Below are 16,779 nucleotides of genomic sequence, written 5' to 3' on the forward strand. Positions count from 1 at the left end.
GAAGTCGGGTGATCGTACAACCGGTGTCCACATGGTGGGCGATCTGTTCATGTAATGGACACGGTCGGTCGTTCGACACCGGGTCGACTAGCGTCGGGGCATGACCAGCGACAACTCCCCCAGCCTCGCCGATGCCCTCGCCGCCGGGACGGTCGTGCTCGACGGCGGTATGTCCAACCAGCTGGCCTCCGCCGGACACGACCTGAGCGACGAGCTGTGGTCGGCACGGCTGCTGGCCGACCGGCCCGACGCGGTCGGCGACGCGCACCTCGCGTACTTCAGGGCGGCCGCGGACGTCGCGATCACCGCCAGCTACCAGGCCACGTTCGAGGGCTTCGCCAAGCGCGGGATCTCCCATGAAGAGGCCACTCGGCTGCTCGCGCTGAGCGTGGAGCTGGGGCGGGACGCGGTACGGCGGGCGCGGGCGGAGGGGATCGTACGGCCGCTGTGGGTGGCCGCCTCGGTCGGGCCGTACGGTGCGATGCTCGCGGACGGCTCCGAGTACCGGGGGCGTTACGGGCTGAGCGTCGAGGAACTGGAGCGGTTCCATCGGCCGCGCCTCGAGGTGCTGGCCGGGGCGGGGCCTGATGTGCTCGCACTGGAGACCGTGCCGGACGCGGAGGAGGCGGAGGCGTTGCTGCGGGCGGTGCGGGGGCTGGGGGTGCCGGCTTGGCTGTCGTACAGCGTGGCGGGTGGGCGGACGCGCGCCGGGCAGGCCTTGGCGGAGGCATTCGCCCTGGCGGCCGATGCGGACGAGGTCATCGCCGTGGGCGTGAACTGCTGTGCGCCCGAGGACGTGGACGCCGCGGTCGAGGTGGCGGCACGGGTCACCGGGAAGCCGGTGGTCGTCTACCCCAACAGCGGCGAGGTCTGGGACGCGGAGGCTCGCGCGTGGACCGGGGAGTCGACGTTTGCCGCCGGGCAGGTGCAGGGGTGGCGGGATGCGGGGGCACGGTTGATCGGGGGATGCTGTCGGGTGGGGCCGGAGGCTATCAGTGGGATCGCTCGGGTGGTTTGAGGGTCGCCTGATCTCCGTAGGTGGTCCGGCACCGTGCGCGACTGCGGGTCGTGGGGGCTGATCGCGCAGTTCCCCACCTGGCCGCGCTGACCCAGGCGCAGTACGCCTGGCTGGACCACCACCGCGTCCCGTACGTGCTGATCGAGCCCGTCCACGAACCCCCGGGGGGCGTGGTGTCGGTCGGGGCCGTGAACTGGCAGGGCGGGGTGTCCGCGGCCGAGCACCTGCTCGCTCTCGGCCATGAGCGGATCGCGGTGATCGCGGGCAACCGGCGCAGGATGTGCAGCGGCGCCCGGGTGGCCGGCTACCGTTCGGCGCTCGCCTCGGCCGGGCTGCGCCACCGGGTGATCTGGCCGAGGCACGCTGGGGCGCCCCGGCGCTGACCACGGTCCGCCAGCCGCTCTCGGAGATGGCGGCGACCGCGCTGCGGCTGCTGGTGCGGCTGACGCACGCGGACCGTCCGGAGGGCACCCGGACCGAGCTGTCGACGCGCTTGGTGGAGCGAGCGAGCACGGCCGCCCCGCCTGCCCGTTCAGCCGTACGAGGGTGACCGGGCCCTCGTCAAGATCGTTTCCAGTCCATGGATCTCACCCTGCGCACCGCCGCGGCCGGTGCCCTGGCCACCGCCGCCGTGACCATGGCCCTGGGCTCCGCCCAGGCCACCACCCGCACGGTCGCCCCGGCCCAGCACCACGCCACGGTGGCCGTCCCGACCGACGAGCACCATCCGAAGGAGGACGTGGAGCTGGACGAGAACGGACGCCCGGATCTGAAAGAGGACTGAGCGCCCGGAGACGAGCGTGGGCGGCCGGACAGTGTCCGGCCGCCCACTCGGGTGCGGTCCTCAGTCGTCGTCATCCTGACGAGGCTCACCGAGCAACGCCTGGATCGCGTCCACGGCGCTGCCGTCGTGGTCGCTGCCGGCCGTACCCCTCCCGGCCTGGATGTTCGCCGTGCGGTCCACCTCCAGGATCGAGTCCGCGTTGGAGTTGTCGATCACCGTGATCAGACTCCCGCCCGCGTGGGCGGGAACCGCGGCCAGGCCGAGAAGCACCGCCGCGGCCGCCACAGCCGTAGGAAACCACCTCACACGCCCACGCCCTCGGGCGCGTCGAGCCGTTCCCGGGCGATGTTGCGTTCCAGCAGGGTGGTGGACGCCTTGACCCCGACACCACCGGCCGCGTCCACCTGGGGCAGCCGGCCGTCCGATGCCTTGAGCTCGCCGAGCGCGCTCTCCATGGCCTCGTGCGCGGCGAACAGACAGGGAGTGGAGTAGATGGCCACGTCGACACCGAGCTCGTCCAGTTCGGTGAGCGAGAGCCTGGGTGACTTGCCGCCGCCGATCTGGTTGAAGAGCAGAGGTTTGTCGCCGACGACCTTGCGGATGCGGCGGATCCACTCCTCGCTGCGGACCCCGTCGACGAGGACCACGTCGGCGTCGGTGGCTGCGAGCCGCTCCGCGCGGTGCAGGATGTCGTGCTCGTCCGTGGCGTCCGTGCGGGCGACGACGACCAGGTCCTTGCGGGTCTCCAGGACCTTCTCCAGTTTCTCCAGGTACTCCTCCAGGGGCAGCACCTGCTTGCCGTCGGCGTGCCCGCAGCGGCGGGGCCGCTTCTGGTCCTCGAGGATCACCCCGGAGGCGCCGATCCGCTCCAGTCCCTCCACGACGTGGCAGGCGACCTCTGGGTCGACGTATCCGTCGTCGATGTCGACGAGGAGATGGTGGTGCGGGAACGCGCCCCGCAGCCGCTGGACGAAGGCCACCATGTCGGGCCAGGCGATGAATCCGATGTCCGGCAGGCCGTAGTACGAGGCGGCGAAGCCGAAGCCGGAGACGAACATACCGTCGTAGTGTTTGGCCGCGATCGACGCCGAGTACATGTCGTACACGCCGATCAACGGGGTGGTCCCCGGCCCGGCGATCTGCTCGCGCAGCTTCTTCCCGTAAGTCAAGGTCCGGCTCCTCCTGTGGGTGGGTGGCTCGGCGGCTCGACGGCCTTCGCGTCTCGCAGCCCTTTGCCAAGACAAGAGCATCTCTAGATATGCACGTGACCGTCTCTATGCGCGAGCTTTACTCACTCCAATGGCGGATCGGGTTCACCGGAGAAACGTCACTTGCCGAGCCGTGCCGCCCAGGTGACGCCCCCGTGGAGATGGGCGAGGAAGCCCGGGTCCCGGTAGGCCTCCCGGGCGTGTCCCAGGGCCGTGTAGAACACCCGTCCGGCTCCGTGCTCACGGCACCAGGACAGCGGGTGGTCGTCCCCCATCGCGCCTCCGTCGTACGACAACTCGTCGGCGCGCAGCAGCACCCGGACCCGGCCGCGCGGGCTGTCCCGGAAGTCGTACCACTCGTCGGTGAAGTCCCAGACGGCGGGCAGTTGCCGGGTCGCCGGATGGTCGTGGTCCTCGACGAGCACCCTGCCGGGCTGGTACTCCGGGTGGCGGGCGAAGCGGGCGCCGAGGAGTTCGCCGTAGTACGGCCAGTCGTACTCGGTGCAGGCTGCCGCGTGTACGCCGGCGAAGCCGCCGCCCGCCTCGACGTAGGCGGCCAGCCGGGCACGGCCCGCCGGGGTCAGGATCTCGCCGCTGGTGGAGAGGAAGACGACGGCCGCGTACCCGTCCAGGGGCTGTTCCAGGGCGGCCGGGTCCTCGGTGGCGTCGACGTCGATATCGGGGAACTCCCGTACGGCGGCGATGGCGTCGGGGATCGAGTCGTGGCGGTAGCCGGTGGTGCGGGTGTGGAGGAGCAGTCGAGGGGCCATGGCCGCATGGTCGCCCATGACCGGCGACGGCTCAAAGGCCGGGCGTGGGCACGCTGTTGTCGGGTGCGCCGTCGCCGTTGGGCGACAGGTCGCCGCGCTGGACCGGCCGGTCGTCGGTGAAGGCCGGGTCGGGCGTGGGCAGCAGGGCGTCGAGTTCGTCGGCGGAGGGGCGGTGGATCGCGTGCACCGCCTTGTCCAGTACCGCGTCGGAGACCCCGCCCTCGCCCTCCAGCCACACCACGCAGTCCTTCTTCGTCACCTCGTACTTGTGCTGCCCGGCATAGCGCGGGTGGTCGGTGTAAAGGTGGATGACGGCGCCGGTCCGGTCCGTGTAGGAGGCGGAGAAGCCGTCGTCGCCCTGCACGCCGACGGACTGCTGGGCGAGGGTGAACCCCGGTGCCCCGGTGACGTAGACCAGCTCCGGGTCCATACCCAACGCCTTTGCCTTGGAGGCGAGTTCGGCCGGGTCGGCGGGCGAGCCGGAATCTCCGGGGGCCGCCTTCTCGGTACCGCATCCGGTCAGCAGAGCGGCGGCGAGGAGCAGCGGCGGCAGGACGCGCACGACACGGATCATGCGCCTATCGTGCCGCACAGGTGTTCCACAGGCACCGGGATTTCCGGTCTCACCGCCGCTTGTGACTCCTTCCCGACTGTGCCTAACCTCGGCCTGGATGAACGCCACCCCGCCTCTCCTTGACCACCTGGTGCTGGCGACCCCCGACCTCGCCACGACGGTCGCCGACTTCGCCCGCCGGACCGGTGTGACCCCAGCCGCCGGCGGTGTCCACCCGGATCTCGGCACCCGCAACCATCTGGTGTCCCTGGGCGGCACCGGCTACCTGGAGATCATCGGGCCGGACCCGGAGCAGTCCGTACCGCCCGGCGCCCGCCCCTTCGGTGTCGACGCGCTCACCACTGCCCGCCTGGTGACCTGGGCGATCAGCCCGCCGGACCTGGACGCGGCGGTCGCGGCCGCGCGGGCTCGGGGCTACGACCCCGGTACCCCGCACCCGATGAGCCGGCGCCGCCCCGACGGGACGCTGCTGGAGTGGCGGCTGACCGACAGCACCTCCGCGCACCCCTCGGGCCTGGTGCCGTTCCTGATCGACTGGGGTTCCTCGCTCCACCCGGCCGCCTCCGGTCTGCCGGTCACCCCGCTGCTCGCGGTGTCCGCGACCGCCCCCGACCCCGCGGAACTCCGCCCCCTGCTGAGGGCCCTGGGCACGGACCTGCCCCTGGCCGAGGGACCGCTGTCGTTCTCCTTCACCGTCGACACCCCGCGGGGAGCCGTGACCTTCGGCTGAGTGTCCGATTCCTTCAAGACCGGCGCTCGGCCTTCTGCCTACGGTGACGTCATGACTCCACGATTCGCCGTGATCGGTCTGGTCGCCTCCGACCTGACCGCGTCCCTCGCCTTCTACCGTCGCCTGGGCCTGGACTTCCCGCCCGGTGCCGAGGAACAGCCGCATGTCGAGGCCGAGTTGCCCGGTGGGCTCACCCTCGCCCTGGACACCGAGGAGACGGTCCGCTCCTTCCACCCGGCCTGGCGCCCGCCGGCCGCCGGCGGCCGGGTGGGGCTCGCCTTCCGCTGCGGGTCGCCGGCCGAGGTGGACGCCGTCTACGAGGACCTGGTCGGCGCCGGGTACCACGGCGAGCTCAAGCCGTGGGACGCCTTCTGGGGCCAGCGGTACGCCACGGTGCACGACCCCGACGGCAACGGCGTCGACCTGTTCGCTCCGCTACCGGAGTAGCCCGGTCAGCGACTGCCCGGCCAACTCCCGCACCTCACGGGAGAGATGGGGCTGGTCCGCGTACCCGGCCCGGGCGGCCGTCTCGGCGAGCGGGATCCCGCCCCGGGCGAGCGAGAGGGCCCGCTGCATCCGGAGCACCCGGGCGAGCGTCTTGGGTCCGTAACCGAAGGCGTCGCGACTGCGCCGGTGCAACTGGCGTGCACCGACACCGAGTTCGTCGGCGACTGCGCTCACCGGGCGCCCCTCGTCCAGGGCCTGGACGAGCCGGCCCAGCAACGGGTCGGGGGCGGCGGCCCGCTCCAGCGCGATCTCCTCCAGGGCGGCTGCGGGCTCCGCCGCGGCCTCGACCCGCCCCCGCAGCCGACGTACGACGGACGCCGGCCACAGCTCCGACAGCTCCACACGCCGATCGACCAGCTCATGCGCGGGCACTCCGAGAAAGGCGGGCGCGGTACCGGGAAAGAAGCGCAGGCCCACCCATACACCCGGGACGCCCTGGGTGACGTACGCATGCGTGTCGGGCCCGGCGACGAGCAGCCGCCCCTCGTGCCAGAGCAGGTCCATGCACCCGTCGGGCAGCACCCGCCCCGATCCGTCCTCGCCGGGGGCGTTCATCCAGACGACAGCGCCGGAGAGCCGGGACGCCCGTTCCTCGTACACGTACGCCAGCCTAGGGCCTGCCGGGCGGATGAAGTCGCGGGAAGCCGGCGGCGACTCGTCGACGCCGGTGAGCGGGGTGTGGTGCGTGCGGCTGCGAGGCGGAGGAGGGCGTCGACGCGGCGGGGGCACCTCCGGCCGAAGGCTGGGGGACGTCGGTGACCGACGCCAACGCCGCTGGGGGTCCCCCCTTTGGGGGAGTGGGTGCCATATCCCGCGTCCGCGGCATGATCCGCCGGACAGCCCTCGCGCTCCCTCAGCCTCTCTCCGGCTTGTGCGGCGGGTGGCTGCTCTTCACATGGGTGCGCAGGCGGGCCGTGACATCCTCGGGCGGCAGGAAGCGGGACCAGCGCTCCGGGAACTCGGAGGGCATGTCCGGGTCGTCGGGATCGTCGAGGTGGGCCTCGCGGGCCGCGGCGGCGCGGGCGACGTATTCGGCGACCTGGGCCTCGCGCAGCCGTTCGTTGGCGGCGCGGGCCGCGGCCGTGGCGGCGGCCGGCCAGACCCGGTCGATCGCGGCGTTGACGGCGGCGCCGACGAGCACCGCGAACGCCGACACACCGATCCACAGGAGCACGGCGACGGAGGCCGCGAGCGAGCCGTAGATCGTCGCGCCCTCGATGGTGCTGGTCAGGTAGATGCGCAGCAGGAAGCTGCCGAGGACCCACATGGCCAGGGCCACCAGGGCGCCCGGCACGTCCTCGATCCAAGGGGACCGCACCGGCACGGAGACGTGGTACAGCGTGGTCAGGAAGACGATGGACAGAACGATCACGACCGGCCAGTACAGGACTTGTACGACCGTCGCCGACCACGGCACGATCCGGACCACCGCGTCCGGCCCGGCCACCATCAGCGGCAGCGCCACCGAGCCGATCAGCAGGCCCGCGATGAAGAGCAGGAAGGACACCACCCGGGTCTTCACGATGCCCCGGACGCCGTCGAGGCCGTACATCACGGTGATCGTGTCGATGAAGACGTTCACCGCGCGGGAGCCCGACCACAGGGCGAACAGGAAACCGATGGAGATCACGTCGGGGCGGCCGCCCCGCATCACGTCGTGCAGGATCGGCTCCGCGATCTCCCTCACGCCCTTGTCGGACAGGACGGTGCGGGAGGCGTCCAGGAGGTTGTTCTCCAGGCTGGCGATGGTGTCGGCGCCGGTCCAGTCGTCGACGTAGCCGAGCAGTCCGATGAGGCTGAGCAGCAGCGGCGGCACGGACAGCAGAGTGAAGAAGGCGGCCTCGGCGGCCAGGCCGAGGATGCGGTACTCCATGCAGGAATTGACGGTGTCCTTGAGCAGCAGCCAGGCCGTCCTGCGCTTGGAGACGTTCCGGTAGAGGGCCCTGGCCCGGTGGAGCCGGCCGGAGGGCCGCTCGGGGGTATCGCTTGCTGGCTGCACGCCCTAACGGTATCCGCCGTCCGGGGCGGTACTCATCTTCCGGGGCCCCGGCCGTGATCTTCCGGAACTCGGCGGGATCTTGCGAGGCGACCTGAGGTACCCGCTGTGTCAGGCTGGAGACCACCGCCGTCGCCCCGGGTAGGTTCGCAGACATGGCAGGCACCACCACCCACACCGTGACCAACCAGCCGCCCCCGCTGGTCGGGTACGACCTCTTCGCCGCCGACCGCGCCCTCGTCGAGGCCGTGGAGCGGCACACCGGACCGGAGCTGCTGGACGAGGTGCGCGCCGAACTGTCGTCGATCGGCGTCTCGGCCGGTTCGGCGCAGGTGCAGGAGTGGGGGGCGCAGGCCAACGAGCACCCACCGCGGCTGCGCACCCACGACCGCTACGGCCACCGGATCGACGAGGTCGACTTCCATCCCGCCTGGCACCGGATACTCGGCAAGGGCGTCGGCGCGGGCCTGACCACCGGCTGGGTACGGCCCTCGGGGCACGTCCGCCGGGCGGCCGTCTTCCTCGTCTGGACCCAGGTCGAGGCCGGCAACTGCTGCCCGCTGTCGATGACGAACGCGGCGGTGCCCGTACTGCGCACCGACCCGGAGCTGGCCGCCACCTGGGAGCCGCTGCTGACCTCCATGATCTACGACCGTGAGCTGCGGCCCGCCGCCCAGAAGGCGGGTGTCCTCTTCGGCATGGGCATGACGGAGAAACAGGGCGGCAGCGACGTACGCGCGAATACGACCACCGCCGTCCCGCTCGCCGAGTCCGGGACGTACACGCTCACCGGACACAAGTGGTTCTGCTCGGCGCCCATGTCGGACGGGTTCCTGGTGCTGGCCCAGGCGCCCGGCGGGCTCACCTGCTTCCTCGTGCCGCGCGTCCTGGAGGACGGCACCCGCAACGTCTTCCTCCTCCAGCGTCTCAAGGACAAGCTCGGCAACCGGTCGAACGCGTCGAGCGAGGTCGAGTTCGACGGCACCTGGGCGCGGCGCGTGGGCGAGGAGGGGCGCGGGGTGCGGACGATCATCGAGATGGTCGCCGCGACCCGGCTCGACTGTGTGCTGGGCTCGGCGGGGCTGATGCGGCAGGCGGTGGCGCAGGCCGTGCACCACTGCACGCACCGCGAGGCGTTCGGCGGGAAACTCGCCGACAAGCCGCTGATGCGCAACGTCCTGGCCGACCTCGCGATCGAGTCGGAGGCCGCGACCACGCTCGCCCTCAGGCTGGCAGCCGCCTACGACGACGGGAGCGAGGCCGAACGGGCCCTGCTGCGGCTGGCGTTGCCGGCTGCCAAGTACTGGGTGACCAAGCGCTGCGCGCCGGTCGCGGTGGAGGCCGCCGAGTGCCTGGGCGGCAACGGCTATGTGGAGGAGTGGGGGCTGCCCCGGCTGGTGCGCGAGTCACCGCTGAACTCGATCTGGGAGGGCGCGGGCAACGTCCAGGCGCTGGACGCCCTGCGGGCGTTGCAGCGCGAACCGGGAGCACTGGACGCCTACCTCCAGGAGATCGGCCGCGCCCACGGCGCCGACCACCGCCTGGACCGCGCGGTCAAGGACCTCTTCTCCGAACTGGCCGACCTGGAGGGCATGGAGGCCAGGGCCCGTCGGCTGGTCGAACGCCTGGCAACCGTCCTCCAGGGCTCCCTGCTGGTCCGCTTCGCCCCACCGGAGGTGGCCGACGCCTTCTGCGCGTCGCGGCTGGGCAACCAGTGGGGTTCGAGTTTCGGCACGCTGCCAGGCGGCTTGGACCTCACGGCTGTGGTGGACCGGGCCAGGGTGCGCATCCCCGCGTGAAAAGGGACGCGGGGGTGGTGCTGCGCCGACACGGCACCACCCCCGCTTCTCGGCCCATGTCAGGCCAGTGACGCCGTAGCGTCGGCTCAATTTTCGGCCACCCACGGTCCGTTCACCAGGGTTGCAAGGGGTTGCAACATATCGATGTCTGTGTGCGGACCGTGTGCCTCCGGCGCTGGGAAACGGCAGTATGAGACGCGCAGTCGGACCGGAAACCGCCGCCCGGACGGCTTGACAAGACTCTTCCATGCCTTTTCGAGGACTGTCCGGGAGGACCTCAGTGGGGAACCTGCCGAAGGACGTGGCGCGACTTGCCGCGGTGGACGCGACGCAGGCGGCGCGGGTACTGAACGAGCTACGCGAGGCCAGACTCGCCGGACAGCGTGGGCGGTTCGCGCCCCGGCCGGTGATCGAGCAGTCCTGGGGGCGGATGCTGCGCAGCGGCGTCGACCCCGACCACGACTTCCGTTCGGGGCTGCTGTCCGCCGACGAAGTCCGGCGCAGACGTGAGGAGTCACCGCTCAGGGACGTACTGCCGGTGTTGCGCGAGGGGTTGCTTTCGGTCGCGGATGTCGCCCAGCACATCATGGTGGTGGCCGACGCCGAAGGCCGGGTGCTGTGGCGCGAGGGTTCCTCGCCGGTCTTACGCAAGGCGGACGGGCTGGGCTTCGAACTCGGCGCCGACTGGCGCGAAGATGTCGTCGGCACCAACGGGGTGGGCACCCCGGCGGTGGTGCGCCGCCCCGTGCAGGTGTTCGCCGCCGAGCACTTCGTCCGCACCCACACCTCCTGGACCTGTTCCGGTGCCCCGATCACCGACCCCAGGGACGGCAGGCTGCTCGGCGTGGTGGACGTCAGCGGTCCGCTGGAGACCATGCATCCGGCCACCCTGGCCTGGGTCAACTCGGTGGCGAAACTCGCCGAGGCCCGGCTGCGGGAGCTGCATCTGGACGCGCTGGAGCGGCTGCGCGCGGTCGCGGCGCCGGTGCTGGCCCGGCTGGGCGGGCGGGCGCTGGTGGTGGACGCCGACGGCTGGACGGCGGCGGTCACCGGCATGCCGTATCCACGGCGGCTCGCGCTGCCCAAGTCCCTGTCGCCGGGCCGCCGCTGGCTGCCGGCGCTCGGGCTGTGCTCGGTGGAGCCGCTGGGCGGGGGCTGGCTGCTGCGGGCGGTGGACGAGCCGGCGCAGCCGGGTGGGGGCCGGCTGGTGCTCGACCTGGCCCAGCCGCGCCGGCCCTCGGTGACGGTGGGCTGCGGCGCGGATTCCTGGTCCCGGGAACTGAGCCCCCGGCACGCCGAGTTGCTGTATCTGCTGGCGGTACGGCGCACCGGGCGCAGCGCGGCCGGGCTGGCCGAGGACGTCTTCGGGGACGCCTCACGGACGGTGACCGTGCGCGCCGAGATGTCCAGGATCCGGCGTTATCTGGGGGCGCTGCTCGAACACCGGCCGTACCGCTTCCGGGAGGACGCGGAGATCGAGGTGCTGCTCCCCGCCGACCCGCGCGACCTGCTGCCCCACTCGACCGCCCCGGCGGTGGCGGCGAGGAGAGGAGCGGGCCCCCGGTCCAGGTGAAGGCCCGCATGTATGTCCGCGTGAAGGCCCGTAACCCCGGGCTTATTTGACGCATCCGTGACATACGGTGACGCATCTTCCGCATATTTGCGGGGTCTTCGCGGTACGGCCGCCCGGACTGCCGTAGCATCCCGGTGCGGGCATCCCCAACTGCTCCTCGATCAACGTACGGACCATCAGGCGCAGTTGGCCCGCCTCGGGAGGAGACATGAAGCATCGCGGCAGACACCGGCGGCGCAGGCGGGGCGCGGCACTGCGCGCCGCCCTGGCCGGGACCGCGCTGGCGCTCACCGCGACCGCCACGATCGTCAGCGCCTCGCAGGCCACGGTCGCCGAGGACCCGGGCGCGCTGAAGCCACTGACCTCCACCGCCGACACGGCGCGGCTGCAGCTTCAGGAACATTTCGTACCGCGCCGTTCGCTGGACCGGCTCGCCTCGGCGATGGGCGGCACGGTCGGGGTCGCCGACGTCCTGGCGGACGCCGACCACAGCCTGCGCGAGGCGGCCGACTGCGACTCCGGCGACCGGGAGTCGCTGCCGGTCACCCCGGCGGCCACCGAAGCGTACTGCTGGGACCCCACCGACACCCTCACCGACGACTGGCAGCCGGCCTCGGTGACCACCTCCTCCGACGCGGACGACGACGGCCTGTGGGGCGCCAACCGGGTCGTCCTGGCCGGCTGGACACACAGCACCTCCAGCGGCCCCGCCGCCTCCCGGGGGCTGGCCAGAGTCGCGGTCGTGAACGCCAACGACCCGGCGCACCCCTCCTACTCCTGGGTCCTGCTGACGGTGCCCAGCGCCGACGGGAAGAACTACCGGGGCCTGACCTCGCAGATCTCCGGCATGGTCTGGTACGAGGACAAGCTGCTGGTCACCACCACCGCGGGCAGCGCCGACGCGTTCTACGTCTACGACCTCAACCGCATCCAGCGCACCTCGGTACTGACCGACGCGATCGGCCGGGTGCCCGGCGGCTGGTCGGCCGACGGCTTCCGGTACGTGATGCCCGCCGTGGGCTCGTACCGCTTCACCGCCGGAGCCTGCTCCACGGCCGGCACCCCCTGCCCGAGTGCGCTCGCCGTGGACCGCGGGACGGCCCCGGACAGCCTGGCCCTCGCCGAGTGGACGCCCGCCGGCAGCCACCAGCGGGCCCGGCTGTGGCGGTACGCGTTCGACGAGAATCCCAGGCACGACGGACCGCTCGCGACCGACGCCGCCGGCCGGGCGGACGCGGTCGAGGCGTACCGGACCGGTGCCTCGGAGATCCGGGGCGTCCTGTCGTACCGCCCGCCGGGCGCGACCGCCTCCGAGTGGTATGTCGGTCACCTCCCCGGCGCCATGGACGGCCACGGCAGCCTGTGGCGCCAGGACACCGGGGGCGCACAGGCGGCCCGCTGCGGCTCGGACGCCTCGCACCGCTGCTGGGCCGAGAGCACCGGCTCGCTCTCCTACGCCCCGGACACGGGCGAGGTGTGGTCGGTCACGGACCGGATGCTGTTCTCGGTGCCGCTGCGCTCGATCGACGCCTCACTCGGATGACGGACATCGACACGGCCGGGGCCGGGATGGTTGCCTGGCCCCCATGAGCAGCATCGTCGTGACCACCTGGTCCCTGGAGCAGACCTCCCCCGCCGACCTCCTCCCGGCCGCCGCGCCGCAGGACGACACGGTCAGGATCGTCCGCTCCGAGATCCCCTCCCCCGAGTTCAGCCGCTTCCTGTACGCCTCGGTCGGCGGCGACATCCGCTGGACCGACCGGCTGGGCTGGACGTACGCCCGGTGGCGGGAGCACCTGGAGCGGCCGGGCGTGGAGACCTGGGTCGGCTACGACCGGGGCACCCCGGCGGGCTACGTCGAGCTGGAACCGCAGGACGACGGGGTCGTGGAGATCGTCTACTTCGGCCTGATCCCGGCGTTCCGGGGCCGCCGGATCGGCGGTCACCTGCTCTCGTACGGCACCGCACGCGCCTGGGACCTGGCGGAGCGGTGGCCCGAGCGGCCGCCGACGAAGCGGGTGTGGCTGCACACCTGCAGCCTGGACGGCGAGCACGCGATGGCCAACTACCAGCGGCGGGGCTTCAGGCTCTTCGACACGAAGGCCGAGGAGGAGCCGGACGTCACAGCGCCGGGACCCTGGCCGGGTGCCCACCCCGGGGCCCACCCGGAGGCCCACCTGGCGACACGCCCCGGGGCGTGACCCACACCACCCAGTCTCAGTATTCAGAATAGATCCGTCCGGATCGCGGACGATGGTGGACTGGTCAGAGATCCGCGTGACACGCTTCCGTCATGTCTGGAACTGGAATCGCCTTGGTGAGTCGGCGGCACGTCGACCTCGGCCGCATGTCCAGCGCCATCTGTCCGGCGGGCTGAGAGCACAGCACCGCCGCCTTTTCCTGTCCAGACCTCTCCTTGCGCAATGCCGCGCAGACCTCCACGCGCGCCCGCAGGCGCAGGTAAGAGCCGCTTCCCACCTGTCCGAAGGACGTATATCGCCATGGCCGCCACCCCGCAGAACCCTGCCGCCTCCGCGCCCCGCCGCAAGGTGAGCCGTCACCGCGGTGAGGGTCAGTGGGCTATGGGTCACTTCACCCCGCTCAACGGAAACGAACAGTTCAAGAAGGACGACGACGGTCTCAATGTGCGGACACGCATTGAGACGATCTACTCCAAGCGCGGCTTCGACTCGATCGACCCCAACGACCTGCGCGGACGTATGCGCTGGTGGGGCCTGTACACGCAGCGCAAGCCCGGCATCGACGGCGGCAAGACCGCCATCCTGGAGCCGGAGGAGCTGGACGACAAGTACTTCATGCTGCGGGTACGGATCGACGGCGGCCGGCTCACCACCCAGCAGTTGCGGGTGATCGGCGAGATCTCGCAGGAGTTCGCGCGCGGCAGCGCGGACGTCACCGACCGGCAGAACATCCAGCTGCACTGGATCCGCATCGAGGACGTCCCGGAGATCTGGAACCGCCTCGAAGCCGTCGGCCTGTCCACCACCGAGGCGTGCGGCGACACCCCGCGTGTGGTCCTCGGCTCGCCGGTCGCCGGTATCGCCGAGGACGAGATCATCGACGGCACCTGGGCGATCGACCAGATCCACGAGCGGTACATCGGCAGCAAGGAGTTCTCCAACCTGCCGCGCAAGTTCAAGACGGCCATCTCCGGCTCCCCGCTCCTGGACGTCGTGCACGAGATCAACGACGTGGCGTTCGTCGGTGTCGAGCACCCCGACCACGGCCCCGGCTTCGACCTGTGGGTCGGCGGTGGACTGTCCACCAACCCGAAGATCGGCGTCCGGCTCGGCGCCTGGGTGCCGTTGGACGAGGTCCCGGACGTCTGGGCCGGTGTCATCGGCATCTTCCGCGACTACGGCTACCGGCGGCTGCGCACCCGCGCCCGGCTGAAGTTCCTGGTCGCCGACTGGGGCGCGGAGAAGTTCCGCCAGGTCCTGGAGGACGAGTACCTCAAGCGGAAGCTCGTCGACGGCCCCGCGCCCGCCCAGCCCCTGCAGCGCTGGCGTGACCACGTCGGTGTGCACCGCCAGCAGGACGGCAACTTCTACGTCGGGTTCGCCCCGCGCGTCGGCCGTGTGGACGGCACCACCCTGGCGAAGATCGCAGACCTCGCCGAGGCCCATGGCTCGGGCCGGGTGCGGACCACCGTCGAGCAGAAGATGATCATCCTCGATGTCGTGGAGGACCAGGTCGAGTCGCTGGTCGAGGCCCTGGAGGCGCTGGACCTGACCGCCAAGCCATCGCCGTTCCGGCGCGGCACCATGGCCTGCACCGGCATCGAGTACTGCAAGCTCGCCATCGTCGAGACGAAGGCACGGGGCGCCTCGCTCATCGACGAGCTCGAGCGGCGGCTGCCTGAGTTCGACGAGCCGCTGACCATCAACCTCAACGGCTGCCCCAACGCCTGCGCCCGCATCCAGGTCGCGGACATCGGCCTCAAGGGACAGCTGGTCCTCAACGACCAGGGCGAGCAGGTCGAGGGCTTCCAGGTGCACCTGGGCGGCGCCCTGGGTCTGGAGGCCGGTTTCGGCCGCAAGGTCCGCGGTCTCAAGGTGACCTCGAACGAGCTCCCGGACTACGTCGAGCGGGTGCTCAAGCGCTTCCAGGCGGAGCGCGAGGACGGCGAGCGGTTCGCCACCTGGGCATCCCGCGCCAGTGAGGAGGCCCTGTCATGAGCGAGCGGGCCGCCCCCTTCTACTGCCCCTACTGCGGTGACGAGGACCTTCGACCGAGCGAAGCTCTGGAAGGCAGTCACGGTGCCTGGGAATGCGCGGCCTGCAACCGCGCATTCCAGCTGAAGTTCCTCGGGCTGCTCGCCCGGGGGCTGAAGCACTCCGAAGCCGGAGGGGAACAGATATGACCACAGCTCAGGAAGACCGCACCACCGACGATTTGAAGGCGCTGGCCGAGCAGGCCGGCCGCGATCTCGAAGACGCCTCCGCCCTGGAGATCCTCCAGTGGGCGGTGGACACCTTCGGCAAGGGCTTCTGCGTGACCTCCTCCATGGAGGACGCGGTGGTGGCCCATCTTGCGTCACGCGTCCAGAAGGGCGTCGACGTCGTCTTCCTCGACACCGGCTACCACTTCCCGGAGACCATCGGCACCCGGGACGCGGTCGAGGCCGTGATGGACGTCAATGTCATCACGCTCACCCCGCGCCAGACGGTCGCCGAACAGGACGCCGAGTACGGGCCCAAGCTGCACGACCGCGACCCCGATCTTTGCTGCCGGCTCCGCAAGGTGCTGCCCCTGGAGCGGGGCCTGGAGAACTACACGGCCTGGGCGACCGGGCTGCGCCGCGACGAGTCGGAGAGCCGGGCGAACACCCCGGTCGTCGGCTGGGACGAGAAGCGGCAGAAGGTCAAGATCTCCCCGATCGCCCGCTGGACCCAGGACGACGTGGACGCGTACGTCGCAGAGCACGGCGTACTGACCAACCCCCTGCTGATGGACGGCTACACCTCGGTCGGCTGCGCCCCCTGCACCCGTCGGGTGCTGGAGGGCGAGGACGCGCGCGCCGGCCGTTGGGCGGGCCGCGCCAAGACCGAGTGCGGCCTGCACACCTGATCCCCATGACCGTGCCTACGACACCTACGACATTGGAGAATCACGTGACGACCGGAGCCACCGTCTGGCTCACGGGTCTGCCGAGCGCCGGCAAGACCACCATCGCGTACGAGTTGGCGGCCCGGCTCCGCGAGGAGGGCCATCTCGTCGAGGTGCTCGACGGCGACGAGATCCGCGAGTTCATCTCGGCGGGCCTCGGCTTCAGCCGTGAGGACCGGCACACCAATGTGCAGCGCATCGGCTTCGTCGCCGAACTGCTGGCCCGCAACGGCGTGAAGGCGCTGGTTCCGGTGATCGCCCCCTACGCGGACAGCCGGGACGCGGTGCGCAAGCGCCACGAGGAGAACGGCACCGCCTATGTCGAGGTGCATGTGGCGACCCCGGTCGAGGTGTGCTCCGTACGCGATGTGAAGGGCCTGTACGCCAAGCAGGCCGCCGGTGAACTGACCGGGCTGACGGGGGTCGACGGCCCGTACGAGGAGCCCGAGACGCCCGATCTGCGGATCGAGTCGCAGCACCAGACCGTGCAGGAGTCCGCGGCGTCCGTGTACGCCCTGCTCGGCGAGAAGGGACTGGCATGACGGCGACCGTGGCAACCCATGAGGAGGGCACGGACACCCCGTACGCCCTCTCGCACCTGGACGCGCTGGAGTCCGAGGCGGTCCATGTCTTGCGTGAGGTGGCGGGCGAGTTCGAACGGCCGGTGATCCTGTTCTCCGGCGGCAAGGA

The 16,779-nt window shown here is 71.3% G+C and carries 19 protein-coding genes and 2 pseudogenes; 15 read left to right on the forward strand and 6 right to left on the reverse strand.

Translation table 11 applies throughout. The annotated features are described in order from the left end of the window. Window positions 1-100: 100 nt before the first annotated feature. The 3 genes and pseudogenes from mmuM (at window position 101) to ACZ7OO_RS30860 (ending at window position 1,802) form a co-directional block, all read left to right on the forward strand. A complete protein-coding gene (mmuM, locus tag ACZ7OO_RS30850) occupies window positions 101-1,018 on the forward strand; it encodes a homocysteine S-methyltransferase (RefSeq protein ID WP_471509724.1) in 918 nt (305 codons plus the stop codon). 53 nt (window positions 1,019-1,071) lie between these two features. Then, window positions 1,072-1,568: pseudogene (locus ACZ7OO_RS30855) on the forward strand (substrate-binding domain-containing protein); the annotation flags it as partial. A 30-nt stretch (window positions 1,569-1,598) separates the two neighbouring features. Continuing rightward, window positions 1,599-1,802, forward strand: coding sequence for a hypothetical protein (locus ACZ7OO_RS30860; RefSeq protein ID WP_471509726.1), 204 nt, complete (start codon window positions 1,599-1,601; stop codon window positions 1,800-1,802). Between the two features lie 60 nt (window positions 1,803-1,862). On the opposite strand, the gene ACZ7OO_RS30865 is transcribed toward ACZ7OO_RS30860, so the two are convergent. From ACZ7OO_RS30865 to ACZ7OO_RS30880, 4 genes are all read right to left on the reverse strand, one after another. After that, a complete protein-coding gene (locus ACZ7OO_RS30865; protein WP_471509728.1) occupies window positions 1,863-2,108 on the reverse strand; it encodes a hypothetical protein in 246 nt (81 codons plus the stop codon). After that, window positions 2,105-2,971, reverse strand: a complete 867-nt coding sequence (locus ACZ7OO_RS30870; RefSeq protein ID WP_352223120.1) for an isocitrate lyase/PEP mutase family protein — start codon at window positions 2,969-2,971, stop codon at window positions 2,105-2,107. Before ACZ7OO_RS30870 ends, ACZ7OO_RS30865 begins: the two co-directional genes overlap by 4 nt. A gap of 158 nt (window positions 2,972-3,129) precedes the next feature. Continuing rightward, on the reverse strand, window positions 3,130-3,780 hold the full coding sequence (locus tag ACZ7OO_RS30875; protein WP_471509730.1) for a ThuA domain-containing protein: 651 nt from the start codon (window positions 3,778-3,780) through the stop codon (window positions 3,130-3,132). A gap of 31 nt (window positions 3,781-3,811) precedes the next feature. Further along, complete coding sequence (locus tag ACZ7OO_RS30880) at window positions 3,812-4,354, reverse strand: membrane lipoprotein (protein WP_471509732.1); 543 nt, start codon at window positions 4,352-4,354, stop codon at window positions 3,812-3,814. A gap of 97 nt (window positions 4,355-4,451) precedes the next feature. Here ACZ7OO_RS30880 and ACZ7OO_RS30885 point away from each other — a divergent pair, with 97 nt between their 5' ends. Both ACZ7OO_RS30885 and ACZ7OO_RS30890 read left to right on the forward strand, forming a co-directional pair. Next, the gene (locus ACZ7OO_RS30885; protein ID WP_471509734.1) at window positions 4,452-5,084 is read left to right on the forward strand and encodes a VOC family protein; all 633 of its coding nucleotides are present in this window, start codon (window positions 4,452-4,454) and stop codon (window positions 5,082-5,084) included. A gap of 51 nt (window positions 5,085-5,135) precedes the next feature. Further along, complete coding sequence (locus ACZ7OO_RS30890) at window positions 5,136-5,531, forward strand: VOC family protein (RefSeq protein ID WP_471509736.1); 396 nt, start codon at window positions 5,136-5,138, stop codon at window positions 5,529-5,531. Here the strand turns inward: ACZ7OO_RS30890 and ACZ7OO_RS30895 are convergent. Beyond that, window positions 5,520-6,191 (reverse strand): helix-turn-helix domain-containing protein, encoded by a 672-nt coding sequence (locus ACZ7OO_RS30895; RefSeq protein WP_471509738.1) that lies wholly within the window; start codon window positions 6,189-6,191, stop codon window positions 5,520-5,522. The two genes, ACZ7OO_RS30890 and ACZ7OO_RS30895, sit on opposite strands and share 12 nt — an antisense overlap. A gap of 253 nt (window positions 6,192-6,444) precedes the next feature. Next, window positions 6,445-7,590 carry a YihY/virulence factor BrkB family protein gene (locus ACZ7OO_RS30900; RefSeq protein WP_471509740.1) on the reverse strand — a complete coding sequence of 382 codons (1,146 nt, stop codon included), beginning with the start codon at window positions 7,588-7,590 and terminating at the stop codon, window positions 6,445-6,447. A gap of 152 nt (window positions 7,591-7,742) precedes the next feature. Between ACZ7OO_RS30900 and ACZ7OO_RS30905 the strand changes: the two genes are divergently transcribed. From ACZ7OO_RS30905 to ACZ7OO_RS30950, 10 genes and pseudogenes are all read left to right on the forward strand, one after another. Then, window positions 7,743-9,386 (forward strand): acyl-CoA dehydrogenase family protein, encoded by a 1,644-nt coding sequence (locus ACZ7OO_RS30905; RefSeq protein WP_471509742.1) that lies wholly within the window; start codon window positions 7,743-7,745, stop codon window positions 9,384-9,386. 280 nt (window positions 9,387-9,666) lie between these two features. Further along, on the forward strand, window positions 9,667-10,959 hold the full coding sequence (locus tag ACZ7OO_RS30910; RefSeq protein WP_471509744.1) for a GAF domain-containing protein: 1,293 nt from the start codon (window positions 9,667-9,669) through the stop codon (window positions 10,957-10,959). A 208-nt stretch (window positions 10,960-11,167) separates the two neighbouring features. Then, window positions 11,168-12,502, forward strand: coding sequence for a hypothetical protein (locus ACZ7OO_RS30915; protein ID WP_471509746.1), 1,335 nt, complete (start codon window positions 11,168-11,170; stop codon window positions 12,500-12,502). A gap of 43 nt (window positions 12,503-12,545) precedes the next feature. Continuing rightward, the gene (locus tag ACZ7OO_RS30920; RefSeq protein ID WP_471509748.1) at window positions 12,546-13,160 is read left to right on the forward strand and encodes a GNAT family N-acetyltransferase; all 615 of its coding nucleotides are present in this window, start codon (window positions 12,546-12,548) and stop codon (window positions 13,158-13,160) included. A gap of 92 nt (window positions 13,161-13,252) precedes the next feature. Beyond that, complete coding sequence (locus ACZ7OO_RS30925) at window positions 13,253-13,336, forward strand: putative leader peptide (protein WP_309500612.1); 84 nt, start codon at window positions 13,253-13,255, stop codon at window positions 13,334-13,336. A 124-nt stretch (window positions 13,337-13,460) separates the two neighbouring features. Further along, window positions 13,461-15,158 (forward strand): nitrite/sulfite reductase, encoded by a 1,698-nt coding sequence (locus tag ACZ7OO_RS30930; RefSeq protein ID WP_471509750.1) that lies wholly within the window; start codon window positions 13,461-13,463, stop codon window positions 15,156-15,158. After that, window positions 15,155-15,343: a hypothetical protein gene (locus tag ACZ7OO_RS30935; protein WP_352223108.1), complete on the forward strand. Its 189-nt coding sequence runs from the start codon at window positions 15,155-15,157 to the stop codon at window positions 15,341-15,343. Before ACZ7OO_RS30930 ends, ACZ7OO_RS30935 begins: the two co-directional genes overlap by 4 nt. Continuing rightward, window positions 15,340-16,050: a phosphoadenylyl-sulfate reductase gene (locus ACZ7OO_RS30940; protein ID WP_471509752.1), complete on the forward strand. Its 711-nt coding sequence runs from the start codon at window positions 15,340-15,342 to the stop codon at window positions 16,048-16,050. Before ACZ7OO_RS30935 ends, ACZ7OO_RS30940 begins: the two co-directional genes overlap by 4 nt. Window positions 16,051-16,094: 44 nt before the next feature. Further along, complete coding sequence (gene cysC, locus ACZ7OO_RS30945) at window positions 16,095-16,631, forward strand: adenylyl-sulfate kinase (RefSeq protein WP_471509754.1); 537 nt, start codon at window positions 16,095-16,097, stop codon at window positions 16,629-16,631. Continuing rightward, window positions 16,628-16,779 (forward strand): annotated as a pseudogene (locus ACZ7OO_RS30950) (sulfate adenylyltransferase subunit CysD); the annotation flags it as partial. The gene cysC and the pseudogene ACZ7OO_RS30950, both read left to right, overlap by 4 nt.

The organism is Streptomyces sp. NPDC111744, assembly GCF_055634995.1.